Genomic DNA, 25,961 nt, shown 5'->3' on the forward strand with positions numbered 1-25,961 from the left:
GGTCAGCACCGAAAAGTAGGAGGGATAAGGTTCAATCCCTCCTTGCTGTAGCTAAATCATAAAAAGAGCTGAAAGGCGTACACTTTCTTATCTTTTGAAAAAGCAGTCACGAAGACTGCTCTTTATCATACGCTTCAATTATTTTGGCAACGAGCGGATGACGCACAACATCGCCCTGTTCCAAGTATTGAAAATGGATATCAGACACATTTTGAAGAATGGCTTCTGCTGCCATTAGACCTGACGCGGTTCCTTTTGGTAAATCGACTTGCGTCTTATCACCATTAATAACCATCTTAGAGCCAAAACCTAGCCGTGTTAGAAACATTTTCATTTGTGCTTTTGTTGTATTTTGTGCTTCGTCCAGAATGACAAAAGCATCATCGAGCGTACGACCTCTCATATACGCCAAAGGTGCAATTTCAATAACACCTCTTTCCATCAGCCGTTCAGTATGTTCTGCTCCAAGAATGTCATGCAGAGCATCATACAACGGACGAAGGTAAGGGTCGACCTTCTCTTTCAAATCGCCTGGAAGAAAGCCTAGACTTTCTCCCGCCTCAACCGCCGGACGTGTTAAGATTATTCGTTTTGCTGATCCTGTTTTCATCGCTTGCACAGCTAAAACAACAGCCAAGTATGTTTTTCCAGTACCTGCGGGTCCAATACAAAATACGAGGTCCCTATTACGAATCGCCTGGACATACTCACGCTGACCAATAGTCTTCGCACGGATTGCTTTTCCTTTTGTATTGCGTGCTATTTCTTCGTCATACAGCTCGGAAAAGTATTCGATTGTGCCACTCTTCACCATTTCAATCGCAGTAGAAACATCTCGTTGATTGATATTGATACCTTTTCGAATTACTTTTAACAATTGTTCTAAAAGCATTTTCCCTGAATCTCGATTTTCCTCAGCACCGCTAAGAGAAATCGTTTCTCCTCTAGTCATGATTACAATGTCAAGTTGTTCTTCAATCAATTTCATGTTTTGGTCGGAAATCCCGAGAAGCATGACTGCTTCGTTCGGGTCTTCGACATGCAGTTGAATCAATTGTTCATCCAATTTTTTAGTCTCCTTGGGAAATCGGTCTTTTAATCGCAATATTATCGTTGATATGAAACAGTATAGTCCCACTAACTTTATCATTATCGAATGTTACGTGCAAAATTTTATCATCTTTAATAATCGCTTGTGGAGAAGCTTGTGATAAATACTTGTTTTTCAGCAAGGGTACAATAACTGTTTCTTCCATTCCTTTCGTTAATTCAAATTGCCCTGTTTCCACCTTCGTATGCCGATCTGTCTTCACAAATGGCCATTCAAATTTACGTTTCTCACCATCATTCTCTTTTTGATCTTTGGTTTCCTTCCAGGGAAGTGAAAACGAAAGTTCGACGACTTCTTCACCTTGTAATCGGTAAGTTGTTGTTTTGGGAATACTAAATGTATATTCCATCCAATAATCTGCAAAGACAGCACCTTCTGCACCAACAACCGTCGTCTTATCCCCCTGTTCAAGCGTGCCTGTAGCTAGCACGTCCCCTTTTTTAACAGTCTGATGGACGTGGCCCACCCTTTCCCCTCTTTTAAGCTCAAAGCGACTAATAACACCCCCTGTACGTGCAACAAGATCTGACGGTCGGCTTTCTTTTTCTGTAACAGTATCTAAAGTGGGGGAAAGCATTGGAATAATTGTGAGTGATGTACCCACTCGCTTAAATCTCACCCATGATAAGGAAGGATCATCGAGCATCAAATCCCGGCGTATTTCACCTTCCTCGGGGATTAACATGAGTGGTCGCAGTGGAATGATGGATGACTTTTCCAACTTCTGTTCAATTCTTTCTACAACTTCTGGTATATCCGACTCAACTTCGATAGTCCAAAGAAAGAACGATGCGGCAAACGGAATGACACAAGCGATAAGAAATCGATAAGAAGAAAATATTCGTTGTGCCCCCGTCACGTACCCGACTTGTGAAAAAAGTATTTTCAAACCGTACCGTCTTCTTATACGTCGTATTCTGCTGATCCCTTGCTTATCCGTTTGAAACCGGGCTACGCCATCAACGATTGATAACGACATGACTTTTGTTTTGTCCGAAACAAGTTTTGTTAGAAACCCCGAAATATCACCTTTACCAGATACCTTTACATCATACCGTTTACGAACCATACAATGCCCCGCGTTCTTGCTTATTCGAGACATTCATTGCCGTAATCGTTGTGAATGTGAAAACTGCTACTTCTTCTTGTAATACATCGACGGTTAAATCCTCTCCCGACACTTCAATCATGTAGTCACCACATTGTACGTTAGCAAAGTCGGGGCCTAGCTTCAGTAAAGCATAAGGACCATTGATCTGCATAGTCGAGAATTCTTCAATTACAACAGATGAGCCAGTATTAAATAGTTTCCTCAAATTAGATAACCCCCTATCCTCATCGTATGATTTGAATAGGGGGTCAATGATTATCGTTTTGATTTTGGTGGTCCTATTATTTCGGAAAAAACAATTCCTTTTACTAGATCATGATGATTTTTCGGTATTAAATCAGAACTTTCTTTATGAATTACCGATTCTATTTGTGCGCCATGAGTTGAGAGACGCCCGCGATGCACACCCCTTGACGTCTCTGCATGCACGTTAATAGGTATCCTGTCTGTTTTTATTGCTACGGTTTTGGGTATAGATGCTTTTTCAGGAAGAACAATTTGAGGTGTTTGCCTACTCGACGGTTCGCCGATTTCATTCTGCATTTCTCTTTGTAATTCCCGATACATCTCTCTTGATTTTTCTTTCAACTTATCTATTGGACTATCTGGTACATGACTTGGCGTAGCGAAAGGTTTTGGCTGTTCTTCCGGGGGGGTTTCTTTCTTCCCTTTATTACCAAACAATGCTCCAACAATAAGCATTATAATGACTGGTATTAGCCCTTCCATTTCATGCATCCCCTTTCCGGGAAATCACATCTTGTCTAATTGTTTCACTCACTATCTGATGGGTGATGTTCTCCACCGGCTTTACTGATTGAATCACGCATTCCTGTATCAGCTTGGATATTTTTATAATTCATGTAATCCATGACACCAATATTGCCGCCACGAAGTGCTTCTGCCATCGCAAGTGGCACTTCTGCCTCTGCACTTACAACTTTTGCACGCATTTCTTCAACTTTCGCTTTCATTTCCTGTTCGTTTGCAACAGCCATTGCACGACGTTCTTCAGCCTTGGCTTGGGCAATATTTTTATCTGCCATTGCTTGTTCCGTCTGTAATTCTGCACCGATATTTTTACCAATATCAACGTCGGCAATATCAATCGATAGAATTTCAAAAGCTGTTCCGGAATCTAGCCCTTTCGCCAAAACAGTTTGGGAAATCATATCAGGGTTTTCCAACACTTTCGCATGATCGATTGAAGAACCGATTGTTGAGATGATACCTTCGCCAACACGCGCTACGATTGTCTCTTCACCAGCACCTCCGACAAGGCGATCGATGTTTGCGCGCACTGTAATACGCGCTTTTGCTTTCACTTCAATTCCGTTCATCGCAACGCCCGCTATGAATGGTGTTTCGATAACTTTCGGATTAACGGACATTTGTACAGCTTCTAGTACATCACGACCCGCAAGATCGATTGCCGCGCCGCGCTCGAATGTAAGTTCAATATTTGCACGGTGAGCAGCGATTAAAGCATTAACGACACGGTCGACGTTTCCGCCCGCTAGGTAATGACTTTCCAACTTATTAATACCGATATCGAGTCCAGCTTTATGTGCTTTAATAAGCGGATTGACGACACGACTTGGAATAACCCGTCGTAAACGCATCCCAATCAATGTAAAGATACTTACCCGTACGCCTGCTGCCATCGCTGAAATCCAAAGTGTTACTGGAACTAATGTAAAAAACACAGCCAAAATGATTATCGCTACAACAACTATAGCTATAACCCCAATTAGTCCACCTGCACCTACTATTCCTGCCATTATTTAATTTCCCCCTTTTCTACTGATTCCCTGACTACAATCCGGGAACCTTCAACTTTCACAATGATAACACTCTTTCCTTTGTCAATGTAACTACCTTCTGAAACAACGTCAATACGTTCTCCATCAAGTTCAATTGCACCGGCTGGTCTGAGTGGTGTAGACGTTTTAGCAAGTCGACCAAGTAATTCGACACGGTTAACGTTCGACACGTAACCACTTTCTGTGTCCGTTGAATCCATCAAAACAACTTTGTTGAGCAAATGCAACTTTCTACCAAAAAATTTCATAATGACCACCATCCCTGTCACGGCAATGGCAATCGCGATAAGGACTGAAATCGCCATATACATCGGATTGCCGCCCGCCAAAATGATACTGCCTACTATAGCGACCGACCCGGCTATTCCTGCTATACCGCCCGGTAAGAAAAACTCCGCAAAAATCAGGATGATTCCGATGATGAAAAGAATGATGGACTCATAGCCCGCTAACCCGGCAACTAGATGTCCATAGAAAAACAGAATCAAAGCTGTAATTCCCATCGTCCCAGGAACACCGAACCCAGGGGAATATAATTCCAACACAAGACCAAGCCCTGCAATCGACAACAGGATTGGAACGACTATCGGATTGGTGATGAAGCGTGCAATTTTCTCACTAACAGTTTCACTTGTCGTAATAACTTCTGCATCTTCATAGCCCGTTTTACGAAGTACTTCTTCGAAAGACGAAACTGTTCCTTCGCTATACCCGACCGCTTCTGCTTCACTTGCCGTAAGCGTTAACAATTCACCAACCTTCGCCCGGTACTTAGGCATGTCAACAGATGGATCAGCCATCGCCAATGCATATTTCGTTATTCGATTAGAAGATTTCGCAGCGTTTATCATATCGGCACGCCACGCACTATCCGACTTCTTATCTGCAGCATTTCCGGATGAAACGATTACTTGCGCTGCTCCAATCTTTCCGTTGGGAGACATATAGATTTTATCTGCATGCAAGGCGATAAATGCGCCTGCCGACAAGGCCCTTGGATGAACGTAGGCTATCACTTCCACTTTCTGTCTCGCATCATCCATTAACTCGGCTATATCCCCCGCTGCATCTGTAAAGCCTCCAGGTGTATCGATTTCAATGAAAACCGCTTCAGCTCCTGCTTCTTCAGCCTCAGTGAAAGATCGTTGCAAAAAAGAATAAAGTCCTTTTTCGACCTCGTTTATTAAGGGGACTTTATATACTTTGGCAGTAGCTGCACTGGTCTCTGCAAACGGTAATAAGGCTGTTGAAATAAATAAAATGAACAGGAGGAATTTCCCTATCATTTTATACATTTGAATTTCACCTCTTTCTACTATAATCAATTATATCTCTATATACGTGTTAAATGCGCGAAAGTTTCACTTTTTTCATAAGTAATTCCAAAGCTGTTAATTACATCGGGCACTTAATTTGCTAAATTCGACAAAAAATCGTTATAAAATACGCTTCGGCGTTCTTCGCTAGTTCGTATTACACACCCGGCGCCGGTTTCTGACACCATTTGTACACTTCAAATTGTGGCAGAAGCTGGCCCCGGATTCAATAAAAACAAATAAACCGGAAAACCCATTACGGGCCTTCCGGTTTATCGAAATGTAATTTCATAACAAAAAAGTGAACTCTTTACTACAGGGTATCAGAATTTACGTTTCCTAGCAGCTTCAGATTTCTTTTTACGTTTTTCACTTGGTTTCTCATAAAATTCGCGCTTTCTTACCTCTTGTATTGTTCCACTTTTGGATACAGTACGTTTGAAGCGGCGAAGAGCATCTTCAAGCGATTCGTTTTTACGAACAACAGTTTTCGACATATCTCTTGTCCCTCCCTCCAAACACACTCTAAACATAGACAAGTGCCATGTACTCAAAAATTATACCGCATTTTTTAAATGTCGTCAATAATAACTTTTCAAATTAATAGTTTGAATCCGCTTGTAAACCTTTCATTATCTGAACGCCTGAACTCGCACCAATTCTAGTAGCGCCGGCATTAAGCATCTTTTTCATATCTTCAAGACTACGAACTCCACCAGATGCTTTAACGCCCATTTCCGGTCCGACTACCGAGCGCATTAGTTTAACGTCTTCTTCCGTCGCCCCACCTGTAGAAAAACCTGTCGAAGTTTTAACGAAATTAGCGCCTGCAAGAACTGCTAATTCACAGACCTTTCTTTTTTCCAGATCTGTAAGTAGTGCTGTTTCTATAATCACTTTCACAATCGCTTTGCCTTTTGCCGCTTGTACAACTGTTTCCATATCTTTCCTCACCGCTTCATCATCACCACTTTTAAGCGCACCGATATTAATAACCATATCGATTTCCTCAGCACCGTTTTGAATCGCATTCAACGTCTCGAATGCCTTCACGTCTGAAGTGGACGCTCCTAGCGGGAAGCCGATGACTGTACATACTTTAACCGGAGATCCCTCAAGTGTAGCTACCGCAGTTTTTACCCATGATGGATTTACACAAACAGAAGCAAAAATGTATTCCCGTGCCTCTTCACATAGCTTTACGATTTCCTCTTTTGTCGTATCTGCTTTCAACGCTGTATGATCGATATAAGTTGCATAATCTGTATTCAAATGAATACCTCCCTAAAGTTGTACGTACTTCTTTAATCATATCAAGAAGACGGATAATGTGCACGAAAAAGGCTGTTCCAATCCGTTTAGAAAGGAACAGCCCTGAAATAAACTTTTTAAACCGACAAAGCCTGATCTTCGATAACCCGGACAAACTGCCCCTTGTTATACGGATAGCCTGATTCCAAAACTTTCACACGAACAATTTTGCCTACCATCGATTCATCTGCCGGGATGGTGACTTTCAAATAATTGTCTGTGTACCCTTCATAAAGTCCGCTATCAGGGTCCAGTTTGTATTTCTCTTCCGGGATAACTTCAAGTATTTCGCCTTCAAAAGAAGAAGCATACTCTTTTGCTAGCTGGTCATTCAGCTCGATTAATCGGTGGACCCGCTCATTCTTACTATCTTCGTCAACTTGGTCGTCCATTCTTGCTGCAGGTGTGCCTGTCCGTTTCGAATAAGGAAACACGTGCAACTCCGAGAAGCGATGATCGCGGATAAAGTTATATGTATCCATGAATTCCTCTTCCGTTTCTCCCGGAAAACCCACGATGACATCTGATGTAATCGCAAGATGCGGCAAAGCCTCACGCAATCTATCCAATCGTTCAGCGAAAAATGCCATTGTATACTTCCGGCGCATGCGCTTAAGTACTGTATCCGAACCGGATTGGATTGGGATATGCAGATGGCGAACAATTTTTGTTGAATTACGGAGGACATCGATGACCTCATCTGTTAATTGGCTCGCTTCAATTGAACTGATTCGAAGGCGTTTCAATCCTACCACTTGCGTTTCGAGGTCACGTAAAAGTCGCGCAAGGTTATACTCTTTCAAATCCTCACCGTACCCACCTGTATGGATACCTGTCAAAACGATTTCCAAGTAGCCTGCGTCAACCAGTTGTTGTGCTTGCCGTACGACTTCCTGTGGATTACGTGAACGCATTAGACCTCTTGCCCATGGAATGATGCAAAACGTACAAAAGTTATTGCATCCTTCTTGGATTTTAAGGGAAGCTCGCGTACGATCCGTAAACAAGGGCACATCCAGTTCTTCGTAAACTCTGTTTTTCATAATATTGCGGACTGCATTGATGGGCTGACGTTCTGAACGAAATTCATCGATGAGACCCAACAATTTTGTACGATCTTGTGTTCCTACGACAATATCGACACCAGGAATCGCCATAATTTCGGCAGGCGATGTTTGTGCATAACAACCTGTTACACAAATGACGGCATCCGGGTTTTTCCGGACGGCGCGACGGATAACTTGGCGACTTTTTTTATCGCCAGTATTCGTTACTGTACATGTATTGATAACGTAGACATCAGAATTTTTTTCAAAATCGACTCGATCATAACCAGCTTCTTTGAAAAGTTGCCAGATCGCCTCAGTTTCGTAATGATTCACTTTACAGCCTAATGTGTGGAATGCAACAGACGACACGGACTGCTCACCTCTTTCATTCAAATTCGTAGGACATTGCGGACAATAAATACATAGGCGCCGTTTCCGTACGAAGGATACGGGGGCCTAAAGCGATGGGCAGAAAACCAGCGGAACGCAATGTATCCGCTTCTTTTCGTGACAATCCGCCTTCAGGGCCAAATACGGCAAGTACTTTCTGATTTGGATGTACCTGTTTGAGCCGATCAGCTATCCGATGCGGCTCTCCACTTTTTGCATCCTCCTCATCAGCGACTAATAATACATCATAACGAGTCGATTGCTCGATTAATTGGCGGAAAGAAGATGGTGATTCCACCTCCGGAATAACCGTTCGGTGGCATTGTTCAGCAGCCTCTTTTGCAATTTTGCGGAGTCGTTCGACTTTCTTACTACCCTTTTTGTCATCCCATTTGACAATGGAACGTTCTGCCTCAAAAGGGATGATTGCTGCCATACCAAGTTCAGTTCCTTTTTGGACAATGGTATCGAGCTTATCGCCTTTGGGCAAACCACACGCGATTGTCACTTCCACTTTCATTTCATTTTCCGGAAGCGGCCCCTCTACACGATGAACTACTACGCCATCGGGCAAGATATGCGTAATTGAAGAGATATACGCTTTCCCCTCTGAAACGGTAATGACTTGATCATTTACATTCATCCGCATGACACGCATAATATGCTTGCTGTCATCCCCGATAATCGTTGCATTTTCCTCGGCGTCCCATGGTGTTTGCAAGAAATAGCGTTGCAAAGGTCACACGCCCCTTTTCCGGGCAACAATCGCGACCCAGTCTTCCATTAAAACGGATTCCATAATTTCAAACCCTTTTTCAATCAGGTCTTCTTTGACAAGGTCCCGTTTTTGGCCAATTATACCCGAGACGATGAATAGGCCATCTGTAGGCAGTATTGCGTACGCATCTCCTGAGAACGATAGAATGACTTCGGCTAGGATGTTCGCAATAATGATATCTGCTGGTTCTTTAACGGAATCGAGAAGATTACCATGTGTAACCGTCACTTTATCATCCACTTTGTTCAGCAGGATATTTTCTTTCGCAGCAACCACTGCAACATCGTCCAAATCAAGTGCATGGACATGTGCGGCACCTAAAAGGGCAGCTCCGATTGATAATACACCCGAACCTGTTCCAACATCCACAACTGTATCTTGAGGTTTAACGTACTTCTCCAGCGCTTGTAAACACAACACAGTCGTTGGATGCGTACCCGTTCCGAACGCCATGCCCGGATCCAGCTCAATGATCAGTTCGTCCGAATCGACAGGCTCATAGTCTTCCCAAGTTGGAACGATTGTAAAGCGGCCGGAAATTTTAACCGGATGGTAATACTTTTTCCATGAAGTTTCCCAATCTTCTTCATCTACTTCGTTCGTTTGAATGCCGTTTTTTCCCACATCCAATCCGAATTTCGCCAAACCTTCTATAGACAGATTGAGTTCTTTCATCGTTTCATTTAAAAAACTATTGACTGGTAGGTACGCTTTTACAATAACGCCATCAACCGGGAAATCATTTTTATCTAGTTCATAAATTTCCCCATAACGGTCTTCGTGAATCCGATCGGGTTCTACTGAATCTTCTATAACAACGCCACTGGCTCCTGCTTCATGTAAAATATTTGCTACGGCTTCAGTTGCTTCATGCGTTGTATGAATGGAAACTTCTGACCACTTCAAATTACGTTCATCCCTTTCAATCGCCTTTGATTGTCCGTTTGATTTTATCGAATAATGAACTGGAATACTCATCAGGTCGATCTCCGCTGATAGCCGCGAATTCACGCATCAATTCTTTTTGTTTTTCTGTCATTTTTTCAGGAGTCACAATTTTCACCACGACGTGTTGATCGCCTATTCCACGACCATGTACGTTCTTCACGCCTTTACCTTTCAGACGGAAACGTGTACCCGTTTGTGTGCCTGCAGGAATCTTCAGCTTAACTGACCCTTGAACAGTCGGCACTTCAATCTCGTCACCCAGCGCTGCTTGCGGATAAGTAAGGGCGAGTTCCAAATAAATATCATCTTCTTCACGGATAAATTTATCATGTGACCGTACACGGAATACGATATAAAGATCTCCCCATGGTCCACCATTTACGCCTGGCTCACCTTGACCTCCGACACGTAGTTGTTGACCATCGTTAACACCTTCAGGAATTGTTACTTTAATTTTTTTCTTTTTAGTCACTGTACCTGAACCATGACAAGTCGTACATTTTTCAGGAATAATTTTCCCAGTTCCCTGACAATGATGACAAGTTCTCCGATTCACCATTTGGCCAAGTGGGGTATTTTGCGTAACACTGATTTGACCAGTTCCGCTACAATGTGTACATGTCTTCACAGACGTTCCTTTTTTAGCGCCTGAACCATGGCAAGTGTCACATGTTTCTTCTTTTGGAATTTCAATTTCAGTTTCTTTTCCGAATATCGCATCCATGAAATCAATTGTCATGGAATACTGAAGATCATCGCCTTTTCTAGGTGCATTGGGGTCTCTTCTACGACCGCCTCCGCCTCCAAAGAAACTACCGAAGATATCATCGAAGCCAAAGCCGTCTCCACCGCTACTGAAGCCACCAAATCCTTGTGATGGCCCTGCATGGCCATATTGGTCATAATTCGCTTTTTTGCTTTCATCACTAAGCACTTCATATGCTTCAGTTACTTCTTTAAATTTGTCAACTGCATTTGCTTCTTTGTTTAAATCCGGATGGAACTTTTTTGAAAGCCCCCTGTACGCTTTCCTGATTTCCTCTTTTGTTGCAGACTTGGAAACTCCAAGTACTTCATAATAATCTCGTTTACTCATTTTCTCACTCTCCCGAAAACATTGGCATGTTGCCTATTGTATCATGCAAATTTAAAAAGCGTAAGCGCTTGTCGGTCTGAACTATATTTGTCCCTGACTTAAAGTGCACAAGCTCCTAACAGTGAAATCCAGTCTTGAAAAACGAAAAAGCCAAAGCCGGAATATCGGACTTTGACTTTTCCGTCAATGCTTTTCGCTTATTTTTTTTCGTCGTTTACTTCTTCAAAATCTGCATCCACAACGCCGTCTTCTGCTGGTTCACCAGCATTTTCAGCACCTTCTTCAGATTCAGCTGCAGCTTGTTCATACAATTTCATTGTCATTTGTTGAACAATTTCTTCTAGTTTTTCTTTTTTCGTACGCATATCTTCGTAGTTCGCTGCTTCAATTGCAGTTTTCAACTCTTCTTTTGCATCTTCAACGCTTTTCACTTCTTCTTCAGAAACTTTTCCTTCAAGATCCTTCATTGTTTTTTCAGCCATGAAGACGAGTTGGTCAGCTTCGTTTTTCAAATCTGCTTCTTCTTTACGTTTTTTGTCTGCATCCGCATTTGCTTCAGCGTCTTTTACCATGCGTTCGATTTCATCGTCGGAAAGTCCTGAGCTTGCTTGAATCGTAATGTTTTGCTCTTTTTGTGTTCCAAGGTCTTTTGCTTTAACAGTTACGATACCATTTTTGTCGATATCAAACGTTACTTCAATTTGTGGAACACCGCGTTGTGCCGGTGGAATATCCGTTAATTGGAAACGACCAAGTGTTTTGTTGTCTGCTGACATTGGACGCTCACCCTGTAGTACATGGATGTCAACTGCCGGTTGGTTATCCGCTGCTGTCGAGAACACTTGTGATTTACTTGTCGGGATTGTTGTATTACGTTCAATTAGTTTTGTGAACACGTTACCCATTGTTTCAATACCAAGTGAAAGTGGTGTAACGTCAAGTAGGACTACGTCTGTAACGTCTCCACTCAAGATTGAACCTTGGACTGCTGCGCCGAGTGCTACAACTTCATCCGGGTTAACGCCTTTATAGGGTTCTTTACCTGTTTCTTTTTTGATTGCTTCCTGTACAGCCGGAATACGAGTAGATCCACCTACAAGGATAACACGGTCGATTTCTGATGCAGAGAGACCTGCGTCTTTCATCGCTTGACGAGTAGGTACCATCGAACGTTCAACAAGATGTCCTGTCAATTCGTCAAATTTCGCGCGTGAAAGTGAAACTTCCAAGTGCAAAGGACCTGCATCGCCTGCTGTAATAAATGGAAGTGAAACTTGTGATGTCGTCACGCCTGACAAATCTTTTTTCGCTTTTTCAGCAGCGTCTTTCAAGCGTTGCATAGCCATTTTATCTTTTGAAAGATCAACGCCGTTATCTTTGCGGAATTCTTCTACAAGATAACCAATGATGACATCGTCAAAGTCGTCTCCACCTAGTTTGTTGTCGCCCGCTGTTGAACGGACTTGGAATACACCGTCACCCAATTCAAGAATAGAAACGTCGAATGTACCACCGCCAAGATCATAAACAAGAATGACTTGGTCTTCATCCATTTTATCGAGTCCGTAAGCAAGTGCTGCAGCTGTCGGCTCGTTGATGATCCGTTCTACTTCAAGACCAGCGATTCGTCCAGCGTCTTGAGTAGCTTGACGCTGTGCATCACTGAAGTAAGCAGGCACAGTAATAACTGCTTTCGTTACTTTTTCGCCAAGATATTCTTCAGCATAACCTTTCATGTACTGTAGAATCATTGCGGATACTTCTTGTGGTGTATATTCTTTTTCTTCAGCTTTTACTTTGTAGTCTGTTCCCATATGACGTTTCACGGACATAATCGTATTCGGGTTTGTGATGGATTGACGCTTCGCTACTTCCCCTACCTGGCGTTCCCCGTTTTTAAATGAAACGACTGAAGGTGTAGTACGGTTGCCCTCCGGATTTGGAATCACTTTCGGTTCTCCGCCTTCATACACTGCTACTACTGAGTTTGTTGTTCCTAAGTCAATACCAATAATTTTGCTCATAATCAAATTCCTCCTATTAAATAGATCTGCGTTTGTTATTCGTTCACTTTGACCATAGTAGGTCGAAGAACACGATCTTTCAACATATATCCTTTTTGCAATTCCTCAAGTATGGCACCCGACGGCTTGTCTTCTTCCGTTCCTGTCATGATTGCTTGATGGAAGTTGGGATCGAATACTTTACCAAGTGCTTCGATTTCAACGAGCCCTTCTGATTTAAGCGCATCGACGACATTCCGGTAAATCATTTCCATTCCTGTCATCATGGAAGTTGCTTCTTCAGATTGCGCTTCATGGCTAAGTGCTCGGGAAAAATTATCAAGAACCGGAATGAGATTCGTGACAATGCTTTGTGCACGATATTTCTGCATAGCTTCCTTATCAAGCGAAGCTCTTCTTTTGAAGTTGTCGTAATCGGCTAGCAATCTAAGTCGTTTACTTTCTTCTTCTTGAAGTTTCGCCGTCAATTCTTCTACAATACTGTCTTTCCCGTTTTCTTCTATTTCAACCTCATTATCAAGGTCGAGAGAATCTATATTTTCAACTGTTACATCAGTAGATTCTTCGTCTTGTGGTACTTCTTTTTCATGCTCATTTTTTACTTCGGTCACTTTTTATTCCTCCCAGCTGATCCACCGTTAATTGTCATTCTTGCCAATTCAGATGACAAATCGCTGCTCATTAAGTCCAGCATCGTGATGACTCGTCCGTAATCCATCCGTTTAGGTCCTATTATGGCAATCGAGCCTGTCATATTGTCTCCGGCTGTATACGTCGCTGTTATCACACTGCAATCTTCCATTGCAATATGTTTATTTTCGGAACCGATACGAACCCGTATGCCTAATTTGTCATCTTGGAAGAATGTTGTTGCAGGTACACCTTTTTCCATAAGATCAAAAATCGTTTTCATTTTTTGAAAGTCATTGAATTCCGGTTGTTTCATCATGTTCATTTTCCCGCCGAAATAGAGGCGTTCTTCCGGTTCAATCATAATTGCACGTTGAAACGAATAGTACAATTCGCCGGCATGATGAATGTGTTGATTTAAAACTGTTCTCGTTTCCTCGGCCAACATCTTTTGGAGTTTGCTCAGGGGTGTTCCGATGAGTCGCTCATTTAGGATATTGACCATTTTTTCAATGTCCGAAGCAGTGAAGCCTTTCGGTACATTGAACAATCGATTTTCTACCCGGCCGTTGTCAGTAACAATTATCGCAACAGCCGTTTGCTGATCCAATGGAACAATTGAAAAGCGTTTCACTGCATGCAACGACGTATCGGGTCCGAGAAGAATAGACGTATAATTAGTCAAGTCGGAAAGGATTGTTGCCGACTTTTTTATCAATTCTTCCGATTCCACGATTTTCTCTTGAAAGACCGAGCGCAATTGAATACTATCTTCCGAATTCAACTTTTCCGGTGTCAATAAATGATCAACATAAAACCGGTATCCTTTTTCGGAAGGTATCCGTCCTGAAGAGGTATGCGTTTTCTCAAGATAACCCATCTCTTCCAAATCAGCCATTTCATTACGTATAGTTGCCGGGCTAAAAGGAGCTTCCGGTTTTTTGGAAAGCTGCCTTGAGCCGACAGGTTGTGCGGATTCGATGAAATCATTAACCGTCAGTTGCAATATAAGCAATTGCCTGTTTGTCAACATGATCATCACTCCTGTTAGCACTCTTCAATGTCGAGTGCTAATACTATTGATAATTTATCAAATGTACGTATACATGTCAACGAATTGACTCAAACTCATTTAAGAAATTCTTGAAATACATCATTTCCCCTGTATACGCCCATTCTTGTCAACTTCGTCCGATCTCCTACTTGTTCAACAAGACCTCGTTCTATCAGTGACTGTACAGTCTTTCCATATACCTCTTGCAACGATTGCCCAAACTTTTTCTGAAATAAGGCTGCTGAAACACCGTTTGCCGTTCGTAGGCCAAGGAACATTTCTTCTTCCATCGCTTCTATTTGCGTCACGTTATGTGTCTGTTGCAAAGGTCGTTCTCCATTCGCTGTTTTACTCATGTATTTTGCAAGCGGTCCGATGTTCGAATATCTTTTACCTGCTAAATAGCCGTGTGCACCTGCCCCCACTCCTGCATACGAATCATTCTCCCAGTAAATCAGGTTATGAATCGATTCGTTTCCGGGAATCGCAAAATTACTGATTTCGTAGCGATGTCGACCTTCCTTTTCCATATAATCCATAAGCATAGAGAACATTTCAGTTTCAATATCTTCTCCCGGAAGTGGTAATTTCCCTTTGTTCATCAAATTATAAAAGACGGTTTTCGGTTCAACAATGAGCGAGTACCCCGAATAATGGGGCAAGTCGAGTGCAGACGCTTTCTCCAAAGTGTCTTGCCATTGTTCAATCGTCTGTCCCGGCAAGCCATAGATAAGATCGATACTGATATTATCGAAACCTGCTCTTCTTGCGTCATTCACCACTCTTACTGCATCATCCGGTCCGTGCGTTCTACCGATTTTCGTCAACAGTTCCGCATCGAATGACTGAACACCTATGCTTAATCGATTCACGCCGCCATTTTTCAGTACAAGCAGTTTTCCATATGTCAATTCGTCTGGATTCGCTTCTGTCGAGAATTCTTTAAGCGAACTGACATCGACATATTCTTGAATAATGGCAAGTAGACGTTCCAACTGCTTTTCGGATAATGAAGTCGGCGTACCTCCGCCTAAAAATACCGTTTCAACATTTTCGAAGGATACACCTTCATTCGCCATTATCGATAGTTCTTCACCAATTGACTCTATATATTCATCCACCGGTTGATTTTTGAAAAATACTTTATTGAAATCACAATAGTGACAGATCTGATGGCAAAACGGGATGTGGATATACATTCCTCGCATGTCGCTGCCTCCTTTCTTAACGGCAAAAAGAGGGCTTGGATGCCCTCTTTCGCCATCTAAAACAATTAATCCTCGTCCATCTTGAGTACCGCCATGAATGCTTCTTGAGGGACTTCTACAGAGCCGACTTGCTTCATGCGTTTTTTACCTTCTTTTTGTTTATCAAGAAGTTTACGCTTACGGGAAATATCGCCCCCATAACATTTCGCAAGAACGTTTTTACCCATAGATTTAATCGTTGAACGTGCAACGATTTTCTGTCCAATCGCCGCCTGAACAGGTACTTCGAATTGTTGACGCGGAATTAGCTTTCTTAACTTTTCTACAATCGCTTTACCGCGTTCATAGGAGAAGTCTGTATGGACAATGAAGCTGAGCGCATCAACCTGCTCGCTGTTGAGCAAAATATCCATCTTCACGAGTTTCGATCGTTTATAACCGATCAGTTCATAATCAAGGGACGCATACCCTTTCGTCCCCGATTTCAATTGATCAAAGAAATCGTAGACAATTTCAGCTAAAGGTAGTTCATAAATAATATTGACACGTGACGCGTCAAGGTAGTCCATTGTCACGAAATTTCCACGCTTATGTTGGCATAGTTCCATAACAGATCCAACATAATCATTCGGCACCATGATGGATGCTTTTACATAGGGTTCTTCTACATAATCCACTTTTTGAGCATCCGGCATCATTGCAGGGTTGTCCACTTTCAATTGACTACCATCTGTCATAACGACATTGTAAATAACACTAGGTGCAGTGGTGATCAAATCAATATTAAATTCACGTTCAATCCGTTCTTGAATGATTTCCATATGAAGTAATCCAAGGAAACCACAACGATAACCGAATCCGAGCGCTTGGGAAGTCTCCGCTTCATATTGAAGCGCTGCATCATTCAACTCCAGTTTTTCAAGCGCATCACGGAGGTCATTATATTTCGATGTATCAATCGGATACAAACCGCAATAGACCATTGGGTTCATACGACGGTAACCTGGAAGCGGATTGCTAGCAGCATTTGCCACACTTGTTATCGTGTCCCCTACTTGTGTATCTCCCACAGTTTTAATCGCAGCAAATAAGTAGCCCACGTCACCGACTGTCAATTCCTCACGTGGTGTAGCGTGTGGTTTGAATACGCCAACTTCAATCACTTCAAACGTTTTGCCCGTAGCCATCATTAATATTTTATCGCCTGGTCTAACAGTACCCTGGACCACACGGATATTGACGATAACCCCTTTGTACGCATCATAATGCGAATCGAAAATAAGTGCTTGAAGAGGCGCTCCTGGGTCACCTTGGGGAGCCGGGACTTTTTCTACAATCTGTTCCAGAATTTCGTCAATACCTATACCTGCTTTAGCGGATGCAAGGACCGCTTCAGAAGCATCCAATCCTATAACGTCTTCAATTTCTTTTCTAATGCGTTCCGGTTCTGCAGCCGGCAAATCTATTTTATTGATAACCGGTAAGATTTCAAGGTTATTATCAAGTGCCAAGTATACGTTTGCAAGTGTCTGGGCTTCAATTCCTTGTGCAGCATCGACAACGAGTATCGCTCCTTCACAAGCAGCAAGGCTTCGTGATACTTCGTATGTAAAATCGACGTGTCCAGGCGTATCAATAAGATGGAAAGTATATTCCTGACCGTCTTTCGCCAAATACGTCAATTGCACAGCGTTCAATTTAATTGTGATTCCACGTTCACGTTCTAGATCCATCGAATCGAGTGTTTGTGCTTTTAATTCCCTCGATGTCAATGAATGCGTTTGTTCCAGGATTCGATCTGCTAGTGTTGACTTCCCATGATCTATATGGGCGATGATAGAAAAATTTCGTATGTTTTTTTGGCGTGCATTTCTTTGCTCTTGATTCATCGTTAATTCACTCCTATTTAAGCTAAGTGAATTATATCAAATTACTTAGCAACATGTTAGCAATTCTTATCCAAAGGTTATTATTTCAATGTTTTTCTTGTTTCATGATGAGACTAGACTCAGTATTCTCCATTAAAAACGCTTAGTATGTCAGGTAATGATACCCTAAGCTAAAAGGAAAATATACTCATAGAGACAAACGTTTATAATTTACAATTTCTATGTTGAACCCATGCTTACATTTTAATTTATTAATAGTTGTACTGTCACAGGATGGGGATATTCTTACCTTAACCAGATCATCTTTATAGCCATCAGATGTTTTAGAAAGAATTTCAATTCTTACAGAAACATCGTAGGAATGATTGTCATTGTAAGTTATACCCTCAATCCTTTTCCATTCCCAGCCAGAAAGAGTATCCTGCCCATACTCTTTCACCACTCTTTTATCAATAGTTGGGAGTACGATATCCAAAATAATATCCTCTGTTGTGACATATATTTCTTCTTCATTTAAAACGGTTTCTGAATTAGCGACTTGCGTAAGAGTAAATGCCAAAAATGATAATCCTAATACCGAGAAAATTAAGTACTTCTTAACCATTAAGATTCACCTCAGATTTGTGTTTGCTCTTTATAATTCCCACATTGTTATTTTTTATTAAACTACATGTCGTATGTTTTGTAATTAAGGTAAAAAGTTAGACGATGTTCCAATTTACTATGCGATAAATGGACATCTCTTCATCCGTCCCATTACAACTCTTCCAAAGTAATCTAAAATATAGTTATTCATTTCGTATTACTATTTTTGAAAAAAACGGCGTATAAAAGTTAACCATAAACCTTATTCCACTTTCCAATAATCAAATTTACAGAAATCATTGATTTTATTGAATTTAACCCGTAAGATTTAATTTATAGACATAATTCAACCTCAATACGGTTGTTTTTTAAAATCTTTTTGGTATTTATTATGAATTCATAAAGGACGGTAATTTTAGGGGGAGGAGCTTTAAGCAAGTCTACTAAATCGTCTATTTTCAATACTTTGTCACTGTTTTACAGTGTATCCTGATTGTCTTCTGTACTAAATCACGGACGGGAATATCATCTATTAGAATCCTTTCCAAGAAAGGTGTTTTTGTAGAAATCTTCTACTCAACTGTTTTGATGAGTATCCAAAACATGTTTAGGATATTCTGTGAGTCTATGAATAAGTGAAATCCATAGTTCTTTTCATCCATGCTTAAACATAATAAAACCTTCAAACCTTATCTGTCATTTCCAATTTACAGCTTTTCAGTTTCGGTTTGGAGACAATTAAGTCGATTTTGGTTTTCCGGGTGTGAATTATCGGTATTTTTCATTTTACTTGGAAGCGCTTTCACAAATAACGACAGGGGGAATATGAATGGAACAACGGGAACAGTTAAAGAGGACGTTAAAACCACATTGGGTTTGGGCAATTGCTTTCGGTTCGGCGGTTGGATGGGGTGCGTTTGTTTTACCAGTTGATTGGATGGGAATGGCGGGACCACTCGGGGTTATTATTGGTTTCTTAATTGGAGCGCTTTTAATGATAATCATCGGGATTAGCTACGGTTTCCTAGTTGAAAAGTTACCCATTTCTGGAGGTGAGTTTACCTATGCATATTACGGCTTAGGTAGATATCATGCGTTTATATGCGGGTGGTTTTTAACGCTTGGCTATATGTCAATTGTAGCTTTAAATGCATCTGCTGTAGCACTTCTAGGGCGATTTGTCTTACCATCAATTTTCGAACAAGGTTATATGTATAACATTGCCGGCTGGGAGGTTTATGCAGGTGAGGTTGCCATTGCCTGTATCGCATTAGTGGTTTTTGCTTTCTTAAATATACGAGGAGCGGACTTATCCGGATTTTCTCAATTTATATTCTGTATCGCATTAATTGCTGGCCTATCTTTACTAACGATTGGTATGGTTCTACACCCAAGCAGCTCTTTTTCGAACATGCAACCCCTATTTAACCCCGGGGTAGGTGCCATGTCATCAATTATCGCCATTGTAGCCATTGCGCCTTGGGCATATGTTGGTTTTAGTAATATACCCCAGGCAGCTGAAGAATTTGACTTTTCTCCTAAAAAGTCATTTAAATTAATTGTTATCGCTTTACTTTGTGCGGGCTTTGCCTATAGTTTAGCCATCATAGCTACTGGTATAGGACAACCTTGGACAAACGCTGTTGAAACTGGATCTATTTGGGGAACAGGAACTATTGTTGAAAACGCATATGGGACATGGGGTGTTATTTTACTATCCTTTGCCCTCATGATGGGAATCTTCACCGGACTTAATGGTTTTTACGCATCAACTAGTCGATTGCTGTTTGCCATGGGAAGGGCTAAAGTACTTCCAGCGGCTTTCGGTAAATTACATCCTAAATATAAAACGCCACATATTGGTATTTTATTCACTCTGGCTGTAACCGTTTTTGCTCCATTGTTTGGACGACAAGCATTATTATGGGTAGTTGATATGTCGGCTCTTGGAGTAACAATCGCCTACTTCTATACTTGTTTTATAGCTTACCGTTTACTTAAATGGTCAGAAGCTTCCTCGAAGAATCCTAGAGAGATTTCCATTGTTGCACCAGTACGTAAGTTTTTGTCTTTGCTAGGTGTTATCAGTAGTGTAGGGTTTTTCCTTTTACTTGTCGTACCAGGTTCACCCGGATTCCTTGGTGGACCATCATGGATCGCATTATCTGTTTGGATAGGACTTGGAGGCATCTTCTTTATTGCCAGATTTAAAAAGTATAGTGCTATTCCAAAAAATACAATGGATCATTATGTTTTAGGGGATTATGTTGATAAAAAAGTAGAAGATGTACCAGCTGTCTCACCTCCTGTGGCAGGTACAGATATTGAAGATCCAAAAGATGAAATGGATCATAACGTTTTAGGAGATTATGTTGATGAAAAGGCAGAGGAAGAACCAGCTGCCTTAACTACTGCTGGTGCGAGTGCAAGTAACATAGAAATCAAATAATCATCTCTGATATACACTAAAAAGGTACGGACGACTCTGTCCGTACCTTTTACTTTGGCGCCTGTTTTGAGTTTTGAGGATTTGGATACCTGTATCGGTTCCTCCAAAAGCGGTTTCTCTTATAAACCTCAGTTAGCCCTACTTACACACACTTTGGCCAATCAGAAGAAGATGCTGGACGTTTGAATACTCTTCCAATGTAAAAAATCTAATTTACGATTGGCTAATAAAGCGAAACTTCAATCAGTGGGGGTTTTTCGACGCACAGGACGTGCTAGTGCAGACGTTGCGACAGGACGTCGCGCATTTAGTCTGCCTCATCCCCCACTGATTGTTAGTTGAGCCATTCGGGCTTTTACGGGCAGTTGATCCCCCACTTATTCTTCTTGCTTCCGCGAAGACTTGAAGTTGGGGGGTCTTACTGCCCGTTAATGCGGGATAAATTTCAATGCCAACCTTACGATATATTGACTCCACGTACGACCTTCGTCTTCATGCCTCACATAATGACGCTAAATCCATTTACTCTCGTGAGTAGGAAGATTCTAATACCAGTGGTTAACTCTTTTACGTGTGTTGCGGTGAGCTTGAGACTATTCACTTTACTGAATACACAATGACTATTTTGAATTTATAGCCCCCCTGTTGGCAAAAGACTCCCTTTGTATAGACGAACAAACTCTTAATTCTTCCACAATAACCGTTACTTTATTCTGATCCAGTCCGATAATTAAGCCTCGCTCAGCCATTTTATTCTGTATTATCCCGATTAATAGAGGGGGCAGGCAGTAACCCCCACTGATTTAGTTTAACTTTCTATCATTGCTGAAAGTTTATTTCTTATGCCTGAATGTTGAGTGCATTATTGATATACCCTTTCTTGTTCTTGCAAAAAAAACATCTCCGTACTAGCCCTGGGCCAGTACGGAGATGTTTGTGATTGCTTACCTATTTATTTTTATTTTTTCCATTCATCATGATCTAAGTGTTTATACTTTTCTAAAAACCGTGTCGGCATTTTTAATGCGTCTTTTCTAAATGGTGGTGCTAGCTGCGTACCATCAACGAAAATGTTTAGGACTGCCGGCTTTCGTTTCTCCAAAACCTCTTTGACTACCTTTGCAATATCTTCTGGTTTATCAATCGTATAGCCAAGTGCTCCCATTGATATAGCTACTTCAGCAAAATCTGGCGCATCAATATCGGCACCGACGAAGCGGTTATCATAAAAATCGATTTGATTCTTTTTCTCTGCCGCCCATGATTTGTTGTTAAACACACAAGCGATAACAGGAAGATTTTGTTCAACAGCCGTACTTACCTCATGCAAACTCATTCCCCATGCACCATCACCAATGATAGCTACCACTGGTGAATCAGGCTCAGCCAACTGTGCCCCAAGTGCTGCTGGATAGGCAAAACCAGTATTACCAAATGTTAATGCTGCGATATGACGTCTAGTTTGATTGAACTTCAGGTAAGCATTAGCAGTCGATGATACGTTTCCAATATCAGACGAGATAATCGTGTTTTCAGGTAATGCTTTTGTTAATTCTAATAATGCACGACGTGGGTTAATTGGACTACCTTCTTCCATTGCCAAGTCGATTAGTTCTTGTTCCCATTCTTCCTTTACTTTACTTAGCTCTTCCAAACGATCCTGTTTTTTCACTGAGGATGGTGAGGCAGATAGTAATTGTTTATAAATTTCGTCGCTCGCTGCTTTTGCATCGCCGATAATTCCAACCTCTACTGGATGTGTTCGCGCGATTTGTCGTGGATTAATATCGACTTGAATTATTTTAGCGTTTTTCGGGAAATAATCAATATCGTAACAAGGTAATGTTCCGAATACCGATAGACGTGTTCCAATTGCGAGAACGACATCCGCTTTCTTTAGCGTATGCATTGCAGCTTTTGATCCCATATAACCAATCGGTCCAACCGCAAGTGGATGATCTGCCGGGAATGCATCATTGTGCATATATGTTACTGCAACAGGTGCTGTTAAATGCTCTGCTATTTGGGCAACTGCATCTACTCCATCTGCATCTACCGCGCCGCGTCCCGAAATAATAACAGGGTATTTTGCATCTTTTAATAGTTCCACAGCTTTCTTAATCGACGCTGGATCACCACTACCTCTGGAGTCAACACGATACTGATGCGGCTGAAGAATTTGTTCTTCCAGTTCTCCATAAAATAGATCACGAGGAATATCGAACAATACCGGTCCACGCTCAGCATACGCAATTCGGAAAGCAGTACGCAAACAATCAGCTACACGGCTCGTATGTGTTACGCGTACTGTTTCTTTCGTAATGTCTTTAAAAATTGATACCTGGTCAGCTTCTTGGAATCCATCCCAACCAATTGTAGGCGTCCCTGCTGAAGGGGAGATAATAACCATTGGCGTATGTGCTTGGTTCGCGGCCGCAACCGATGTTACCATATTGGTAATCCCTGGTCCATTCTGCCCAACAATAACCCCTGCCACACCAGTAACACGTGTATACGCATCTGCCATATGCCCAGCACTTTGTTCATGACGAACCGGTAAGAAACGTATACCAGCTGCCGGGAATAAATCTAGCATATCCATAAAGGCCGAGCCTACAATACCGTAAATTTCTTTAACACCTTCCGCTACAAGTGTTTCGACGATTGCCTCACTTGGCGTCATTTTAACCTTTTGATTCGTTGCTGTTTTCACCTTTGTTTGTTGTTGTACCATTTTTAAATTCCTCCTCCAAGTATAATTACTTTCTTTCTATTAATCTAAGTCCTTTAGCCATTGCTTGTTTGTAGGTGGATTAGAGTACCTACCTCTTTTTCTTGGTTGCGATTTCGCAAATCATTCAAAAATAATTCAGTTGATGATTTTAAAACACTATCTTTACGAAATGCGATGTAAAAGTAACGATAAAAAGATATATTTTTTATTGAATATGTTTTTAACAGTTTTAACTTTAATTCTTTCTTTATCGCACTTTTTGAAATAAACGACACGCCTAAGCCAGATTCAACAGCCGTTTTTATCGCCTCAGTACTTCCTAATTCCATAACAATAGTTAAGTCATTTACTGAGAGTCCGGCTTTTTTTAAATAATTATCCATGACAGCACGTGTACCAGATCCTTTTTCCCTAACAATAAGTGGCGTCTCTTTTAATTGGTTCAATGAAACTTTTGGCTCATTGGTAGAAAAATAGTCTGGTGCAGCTATCAAAATAAGTTCATCTTCAAAGATTGGTTCCAGAATAATTTGCGGATCTTCTATTAATGTTTCAATGATTCCAACATCAATTAATTGATCCTTAAGATTTTCCACGATGGCATTTGAATTTGCAATCTTAACACTCATCTGAATAAGCGGGTACGAATCTATAAAGCGTTTTAAAAACGTTGGAAGTATATACTCACCTATCGTAAGACTACATCCCACACTTAAATCACCATTTATAGTATTCTCCATTTGCAAGATTTCCTTTTTAGCTGAATCACTTAAACGGACAATCTCCTTGGCATAGTTCAATAAAACATGTGCGGATTGGGTCATCGCTACTTTTTTCGTTGTTCGCTCAAATAGTTTTGTATTTAGTTCTTCCTCCAACGCCTTCACTTGCGATGTAATTGTTGGTTGAGTAACATATAATATTTTTGCTGCTTCAGAAAAGCTTTTCTTCTCAGCTACCGCGATAAACGTTTTTAATCTTTCGTAATTCATCTATATTACCTTCCCATCCGCCCCCACTTTACCTCTAATTAGCAATATGTGAGTCAGGTTTTATCTAGAGACTACGAATAACGGAATTTACTGTTTCAATGATGAAATCCAAATCCTCTTCCGTACTTGATAATGGTGGTGCAATGATGATGACATTATTTTGGCCTGGGACTGTGTCACCATTTTTGCCAATAATCAATCCCTTTTGTTTGCACTTGCCAACGATTTCGCCCATTTTTGAATCGTCAAGAGGAGTTTTTGATTGTTTATCGGTTACCATTTCTAACCCAAGTAGAAAGCCAACCCGTCTAACTTCCCCGACATTTTTATGATCGATTAGTTGATCAAGTTTACCTAACTTTGTTTCACCTAATTCATGTACACGATCTACGATTTTTTCATTCTCAATAATTTCAATATTTTTAAGTGCAACCGCACATGCAGCTGGATGACCACCATAAGTGGAGACATGTCGGAAATGATTATCTTTTCCTTCTTGATTAAACACATCATAGATCTCCGATTTAACAGCTGTAGCTCCAAGCGGTAAATAACCACTTGTTAAACCTTTTGCCATTGTCACAATGTCAGGTTGAACGCCTTCCGCATGCATGAAGCCGAACATTTTGCCCGTTCGACCATAACCGGAAACAACTTCATCCATAATCAGTAATACATTATACTTCTTACAAATTTCTGAAACACGTTGAATATATTTATTGGACGGAATAATGACGCCTCCACCGGAAATGAATGGTTCCATAATGAAAGCTGCTACAGTCTCTTCTCCCTCCCAGATGATCATTTCTTCAAGCATTTGGGCAGCCTTTAAATCAGACTCTTCGGGATCCTCACCAAAAATTGAACGATAACTATAAGGTGGATATACATGTAAAAACCCTGGTACACCTGGATCGTATTTGACACGGCGGTTTGCTTGTGCGGTTGCACTTAGTGCTCCTAGTGTCGATCCATGGTAAGCGCGATAACGCGAAATGAATTTATATTTACCCGGATTTCCTGTTTGATTGTGGTATTGGCGCACTATTTTAAAAGCTGTTTCATTTGCCTCAGAACCGCTATTAGAAAAGAAGGTTTGATAACTGGCGCCCAACAATTCACTAATTTTCCCCGCCAACTCGACTGCAGGTTGGTGATTCATTGTTAAAGGAAAATAAGATAGCTTTTTCATTTGTTCCGCGGCTGCATCCGCTATTTCCTGACGCCCATAACCAAGATTCAAACACCACAACCCTGATACACCATCAAGATATTTATTTCCTTCTTCATCTGTGAACCATGATCCTTCACCTGACACTGCCACCGTTGGCTGTGCGTCTGGATTGTAGCGGTGCATTGCATTCCATAAACGGGAAGTTGTTTTTTCTACCACTTTACTCTTTTCGATTGCTGTCCCCATTAGTCTTTCCCCCATTCCATTATAGTTTTCACTTTGCAGTTAG

At 41.3% G+C, this 25,961-nt stretch carries 22 protein-coding genes; 1 reads left to right on the top strand and 21 read right to left on the bottom strand.

What is annotated here, in order from left to right; all coding sequences use genetic code 11:
• Positions 1-106: 106 nt before the first annotated feature.
• From FILTAD_RS13530 to FILTAD_RS13615, 18 genes are all read right to left on the bottom strand, one after another.
• Entirely contained in the window at positions 107-1,066 is a 960-nt protein-coding gene (locus tag FILTAD_RS13530; protein WP_203229721.1) for a PhoH family protein, read from the bottom strand.
• A 4-nt stretch (positions 1,067-1,070) separates the two neighbouring features.
• Positions 1,071-2,180: a sporulation protein YqfD gene (locus tag FILTAD_RS13535; RefSeq protein WP_160117613.1), complete on the bottom strand. Its 1,110-nt coding sequence runs from the start codon at positions 2,178-2,180 to the stop codon at positions 1,071-1,073.
• Positions 2,170-2,427: a hypothetical protein gene (locus tag FILTAD_RS13540; protein WP_124071506.1), complete on the bottom strand. Its 258-nt coding sequence runs from the start codon at positions 2,425-2,427 to the stop codon at positions 2,170-2,172. The genes FILTAD_RS13535 and FILTAD_RS13540 overlap by 11 nt, the downstream gene beginning before the upstream one ends.
• 50 nt (positions 2,428-2,477) lie before the next feature.
• Positions 2,478-2,960 (bottom strand): hypothetical protein, encoded by a 483-nt coding sequence (locus FILTAD_RS13545; protein WP_124071507.1) that lies wholly within the window; start codon positions 2,958-2,960, stop codon positions 2,478-2,480.
• 35 nt (positions 2,961-2,995) lie between these two features.
• Positions 2,996-4,003, bottom strand: a complete 1,008-nt coding sequence (floA, locus tag FILTAD_RS13550) for a flotillin-like protein FloA (protein ID WP_124071508.1) — start codon at positions 4,001-4,003, stop codon at positions 2,996-2,998.
• Complete coding sequence (locus FILTAD_RS13555) at positions 4,003-5,340, bottom strand: NfeD family protein (RefSeq protein ID WP_124071509.1); 1,338 nt, start codon at positions 5,338-5,340, stop codon at positions 4,003-4,005. Before FILTAD_RS13555 ends, floA begins: the two co-directional genes overlap by 1 nt.
• A gap of 344 nt (positions 5,341-5,684) precedes the next feature.
• Positions 5,685-5,858 carry a 30S ribosomal protein S21 gene (gene rpsU / locus FILTAD_RS13560; RefSeq protein WP_124071510.1) on the bottom strand — a complete coding sequence of 58 codons (174 nt, stop codon included), beginning with the start codon at positions 5,856-5,858 and terminating at the stop codon, positions 5,685-5,687.
• A gap of 103 nt (positions 5,859-5,961) precedes the next feature.
• Positions 5,962-6,633 (bottom strand): deoxyribose-phosphate aldolase, encoded by a 672-nt coding sequence (gene deoC / locus FILTAD_RS13565; protein WP_124071511.1) that lies wholly within the window; start codon positions 6,631-6,633, stop codon positions 5,962-5,964.
• Positions 6,634-6,749: 116 nt separating this feature from the next.
• A complete protein-coding gene (gene mtaB / locus FILTAD_RS13570; protein ID WP_124071512.1) occupies positions 6,750-8,090 on the bottom strand; it encodes a tRNA (N(6)-L-threonylcarbamoyladenosine(37)-C(2))-methylthiotransferase MtaB in 1,341 nt (446 codons plus the stop codon).
• A 16-nt stretch (positions 8,091-8,106) separates the two neighbouring features.
• On the bottom strand, positions 8,107-8,847 hold the full coding sequence (locus tag FILTAD_RS13575) for a 16S rRNA (uracil(1498)-N(3))-methyltransferase (protein WP_124071513.1): 741 nt from the start codon (positions 8,845-8,847) through the stop codon (positions 8,107-8,109).
• Positions 8,848-8,850: 3 nt separating this feature from the next.
• On the bottom strand, positions 8,851-9,795 hold the full coding sequence (gene prmA, locus FILTAD_RS13580; RefSeq protein WP_124071695.1) for a 50S ribosomal protein L11 methyltransferase: 945 nt from the start codon (positions 9,793-9,795) through the stop codon (positions 8,851-8,853).
• A gap of 16 nt (positions 9,796-9,811) precedes the next feature.
• Complete coding sequence (gene dnaJ / locus FILTAD_RS13585; protein WP_124071514.1) at positions 9,812-10,933, bottom strand: molecular chaperone DnaJ; 1,122 nt, start codon at positions 10,931-10,933, stop codon at positions 9,812-9,814.
• Positions 10,934-11,130: 197 nt separating this feature from the next.
• A complete protein-coding gene (gene dnaK, locus FILTAD_RS13590; RefSeq protein ID WP_124071515.1) occupies positions 11,131-12,957 on the bottom strand; it encodes a molecular chaperone DnaK in 1,827 nt (608 codons plus the stop codon).
• A gap of 35 nt (positions 12,958-12,992) precedes the next feature.
• Positions 12,993-13,568, bottom strand: coding sequence for a nucleotide exchange factor GrpE (gene grpE, locus FILTAD_RS13595; RefSeq protein WP_124071516.1), 576 nt, complete (start codon positions 13,566-13,568; stop codon positions 12,993-12,995).
• Positions 13,565-14,620 carry a heat-inducible transcriptional repressor HrcA gene (gene hrcA / locus FILTAD_RS13600; RefSeq protein ID WP_124071517.1) on the bottom strand — a complete coding sequence of 352 codons (1,056 nt, stop codon included), beginning with the start codon at positions 14,618-14,620 and terminating at the stop codon, positions 13,565-13,567. The genes grpE and hrcA overlap by 4 nt, the downstream gene beginning before the upstream one ends.
• Positions 14,621-14,715: 95 nt before the next feature.
• The gene (gene hemW, locus FILTAD_RS13605; RefSeq protein ID WP_124071518.1) at positions 14,716-15,849 is read right to left on the bottom strand and encodes a radical SAM family heme chaperone HemW; all 1,134 of its coding nucleotides are present in this window, start codon (positions 15,847-15,849) and stop codon (positions 14,716-14,718) included.
• Positions 15,850-15,914: 65 nt separating this feature from the next.
• Positions 15,915-17,738 carry a translation elongation factor 4 gene (lepA, locus tag FILTAD_RS13610; RefSeq protein ID WP_124071519.1) on the bottom strand — a complete coding sequence of 608 codons (1,824 nt, stop codon included), beginning with the start codon at positions 17,736-17,738 and terminating at the stop codon, positions 15,915-15,917.
• A gap of 187 nt (positions 17,739-17,925) precedes the next feature.
• Positions 17,926-18,342, bottom strand: coding sequence for a hypothetical protein (locus tag FILTAD_RS13615; RefSeq protein WP_124071520.1), 417 nt, complete (start codon positions 18,340-18,342; stop codon positions 17,926-17,928).
• Positions 18,343-19,152: 810 nt separating this feature from the next.
• Here FILTAD_RS13615 and FILTAD_RS13620 point away from each other — a divergent pair.
• Positions 19,153-20,772 carry an APC family permease gene (locus FILTAD_RS13620; protein WP_124071521.1) on the top strand — a complete coding sequence of 540 codons (1,620 nt, stop codon included), beginning with the start codon at positions 19,153-19,155 and terminating at the stop codon, positions 20,770-20,772.
• A 958-nt stretch (positions 20,773-21,730) separates the two neighbouring features.
• Here the strand turns inward: FILTAD_RS13620 and xsc are convergent.
• From xsc to FILTAD_RS13640, 3 genes are all read right to left on the bottom strand, one after another.
• Positions 21,731-23,506, bottom strand: coding sequence for a sulfoacetaldehyde acetyltransferase (gene xsc, locus FILTAD_RS13630; RefSeq protein ID WP_124071523.1), 1,776 nt, complete (start codon positions 23,504-23,506; stop codon positions 21,731-21,733).
• 53 nt (positions 23,507-23,559) lie between these two features.
• Entirely contained in the window at positions 23,560-24,498 is a 939-nt protein-coding gene (locus tag FILTAD_RS13635) for a selenium metabolism-associated LysR family transcriptional regulator (RefSeq protein WP_124071524.1), read from the bottom strand.
• 64 nt (positions 24,499-24,562) lie between these two features.
• A complete protein-coding gene (locus FILTAD_RS13640) occupies positions 24,563-25,918 on the bottom strand; it encodes an aminotransferase (protein WP_124071525.1) in 1,356 nt (451 codons plus the stop codon).
• Between the last annotated feature and the right edge of the window lie 43 nt (positions 25,919-25,961).

The sequence above is a fragment of the Filibacter tadaridae genome, from assembly GCF_900609045.1.
In the GTDB taxonomy this organism is placed as follows: Bacteria; Bacillota; Bacilli; order Bacillales_A; family Planococcaceae; genus Sporosarcina; species Sporosarcina tadaridae.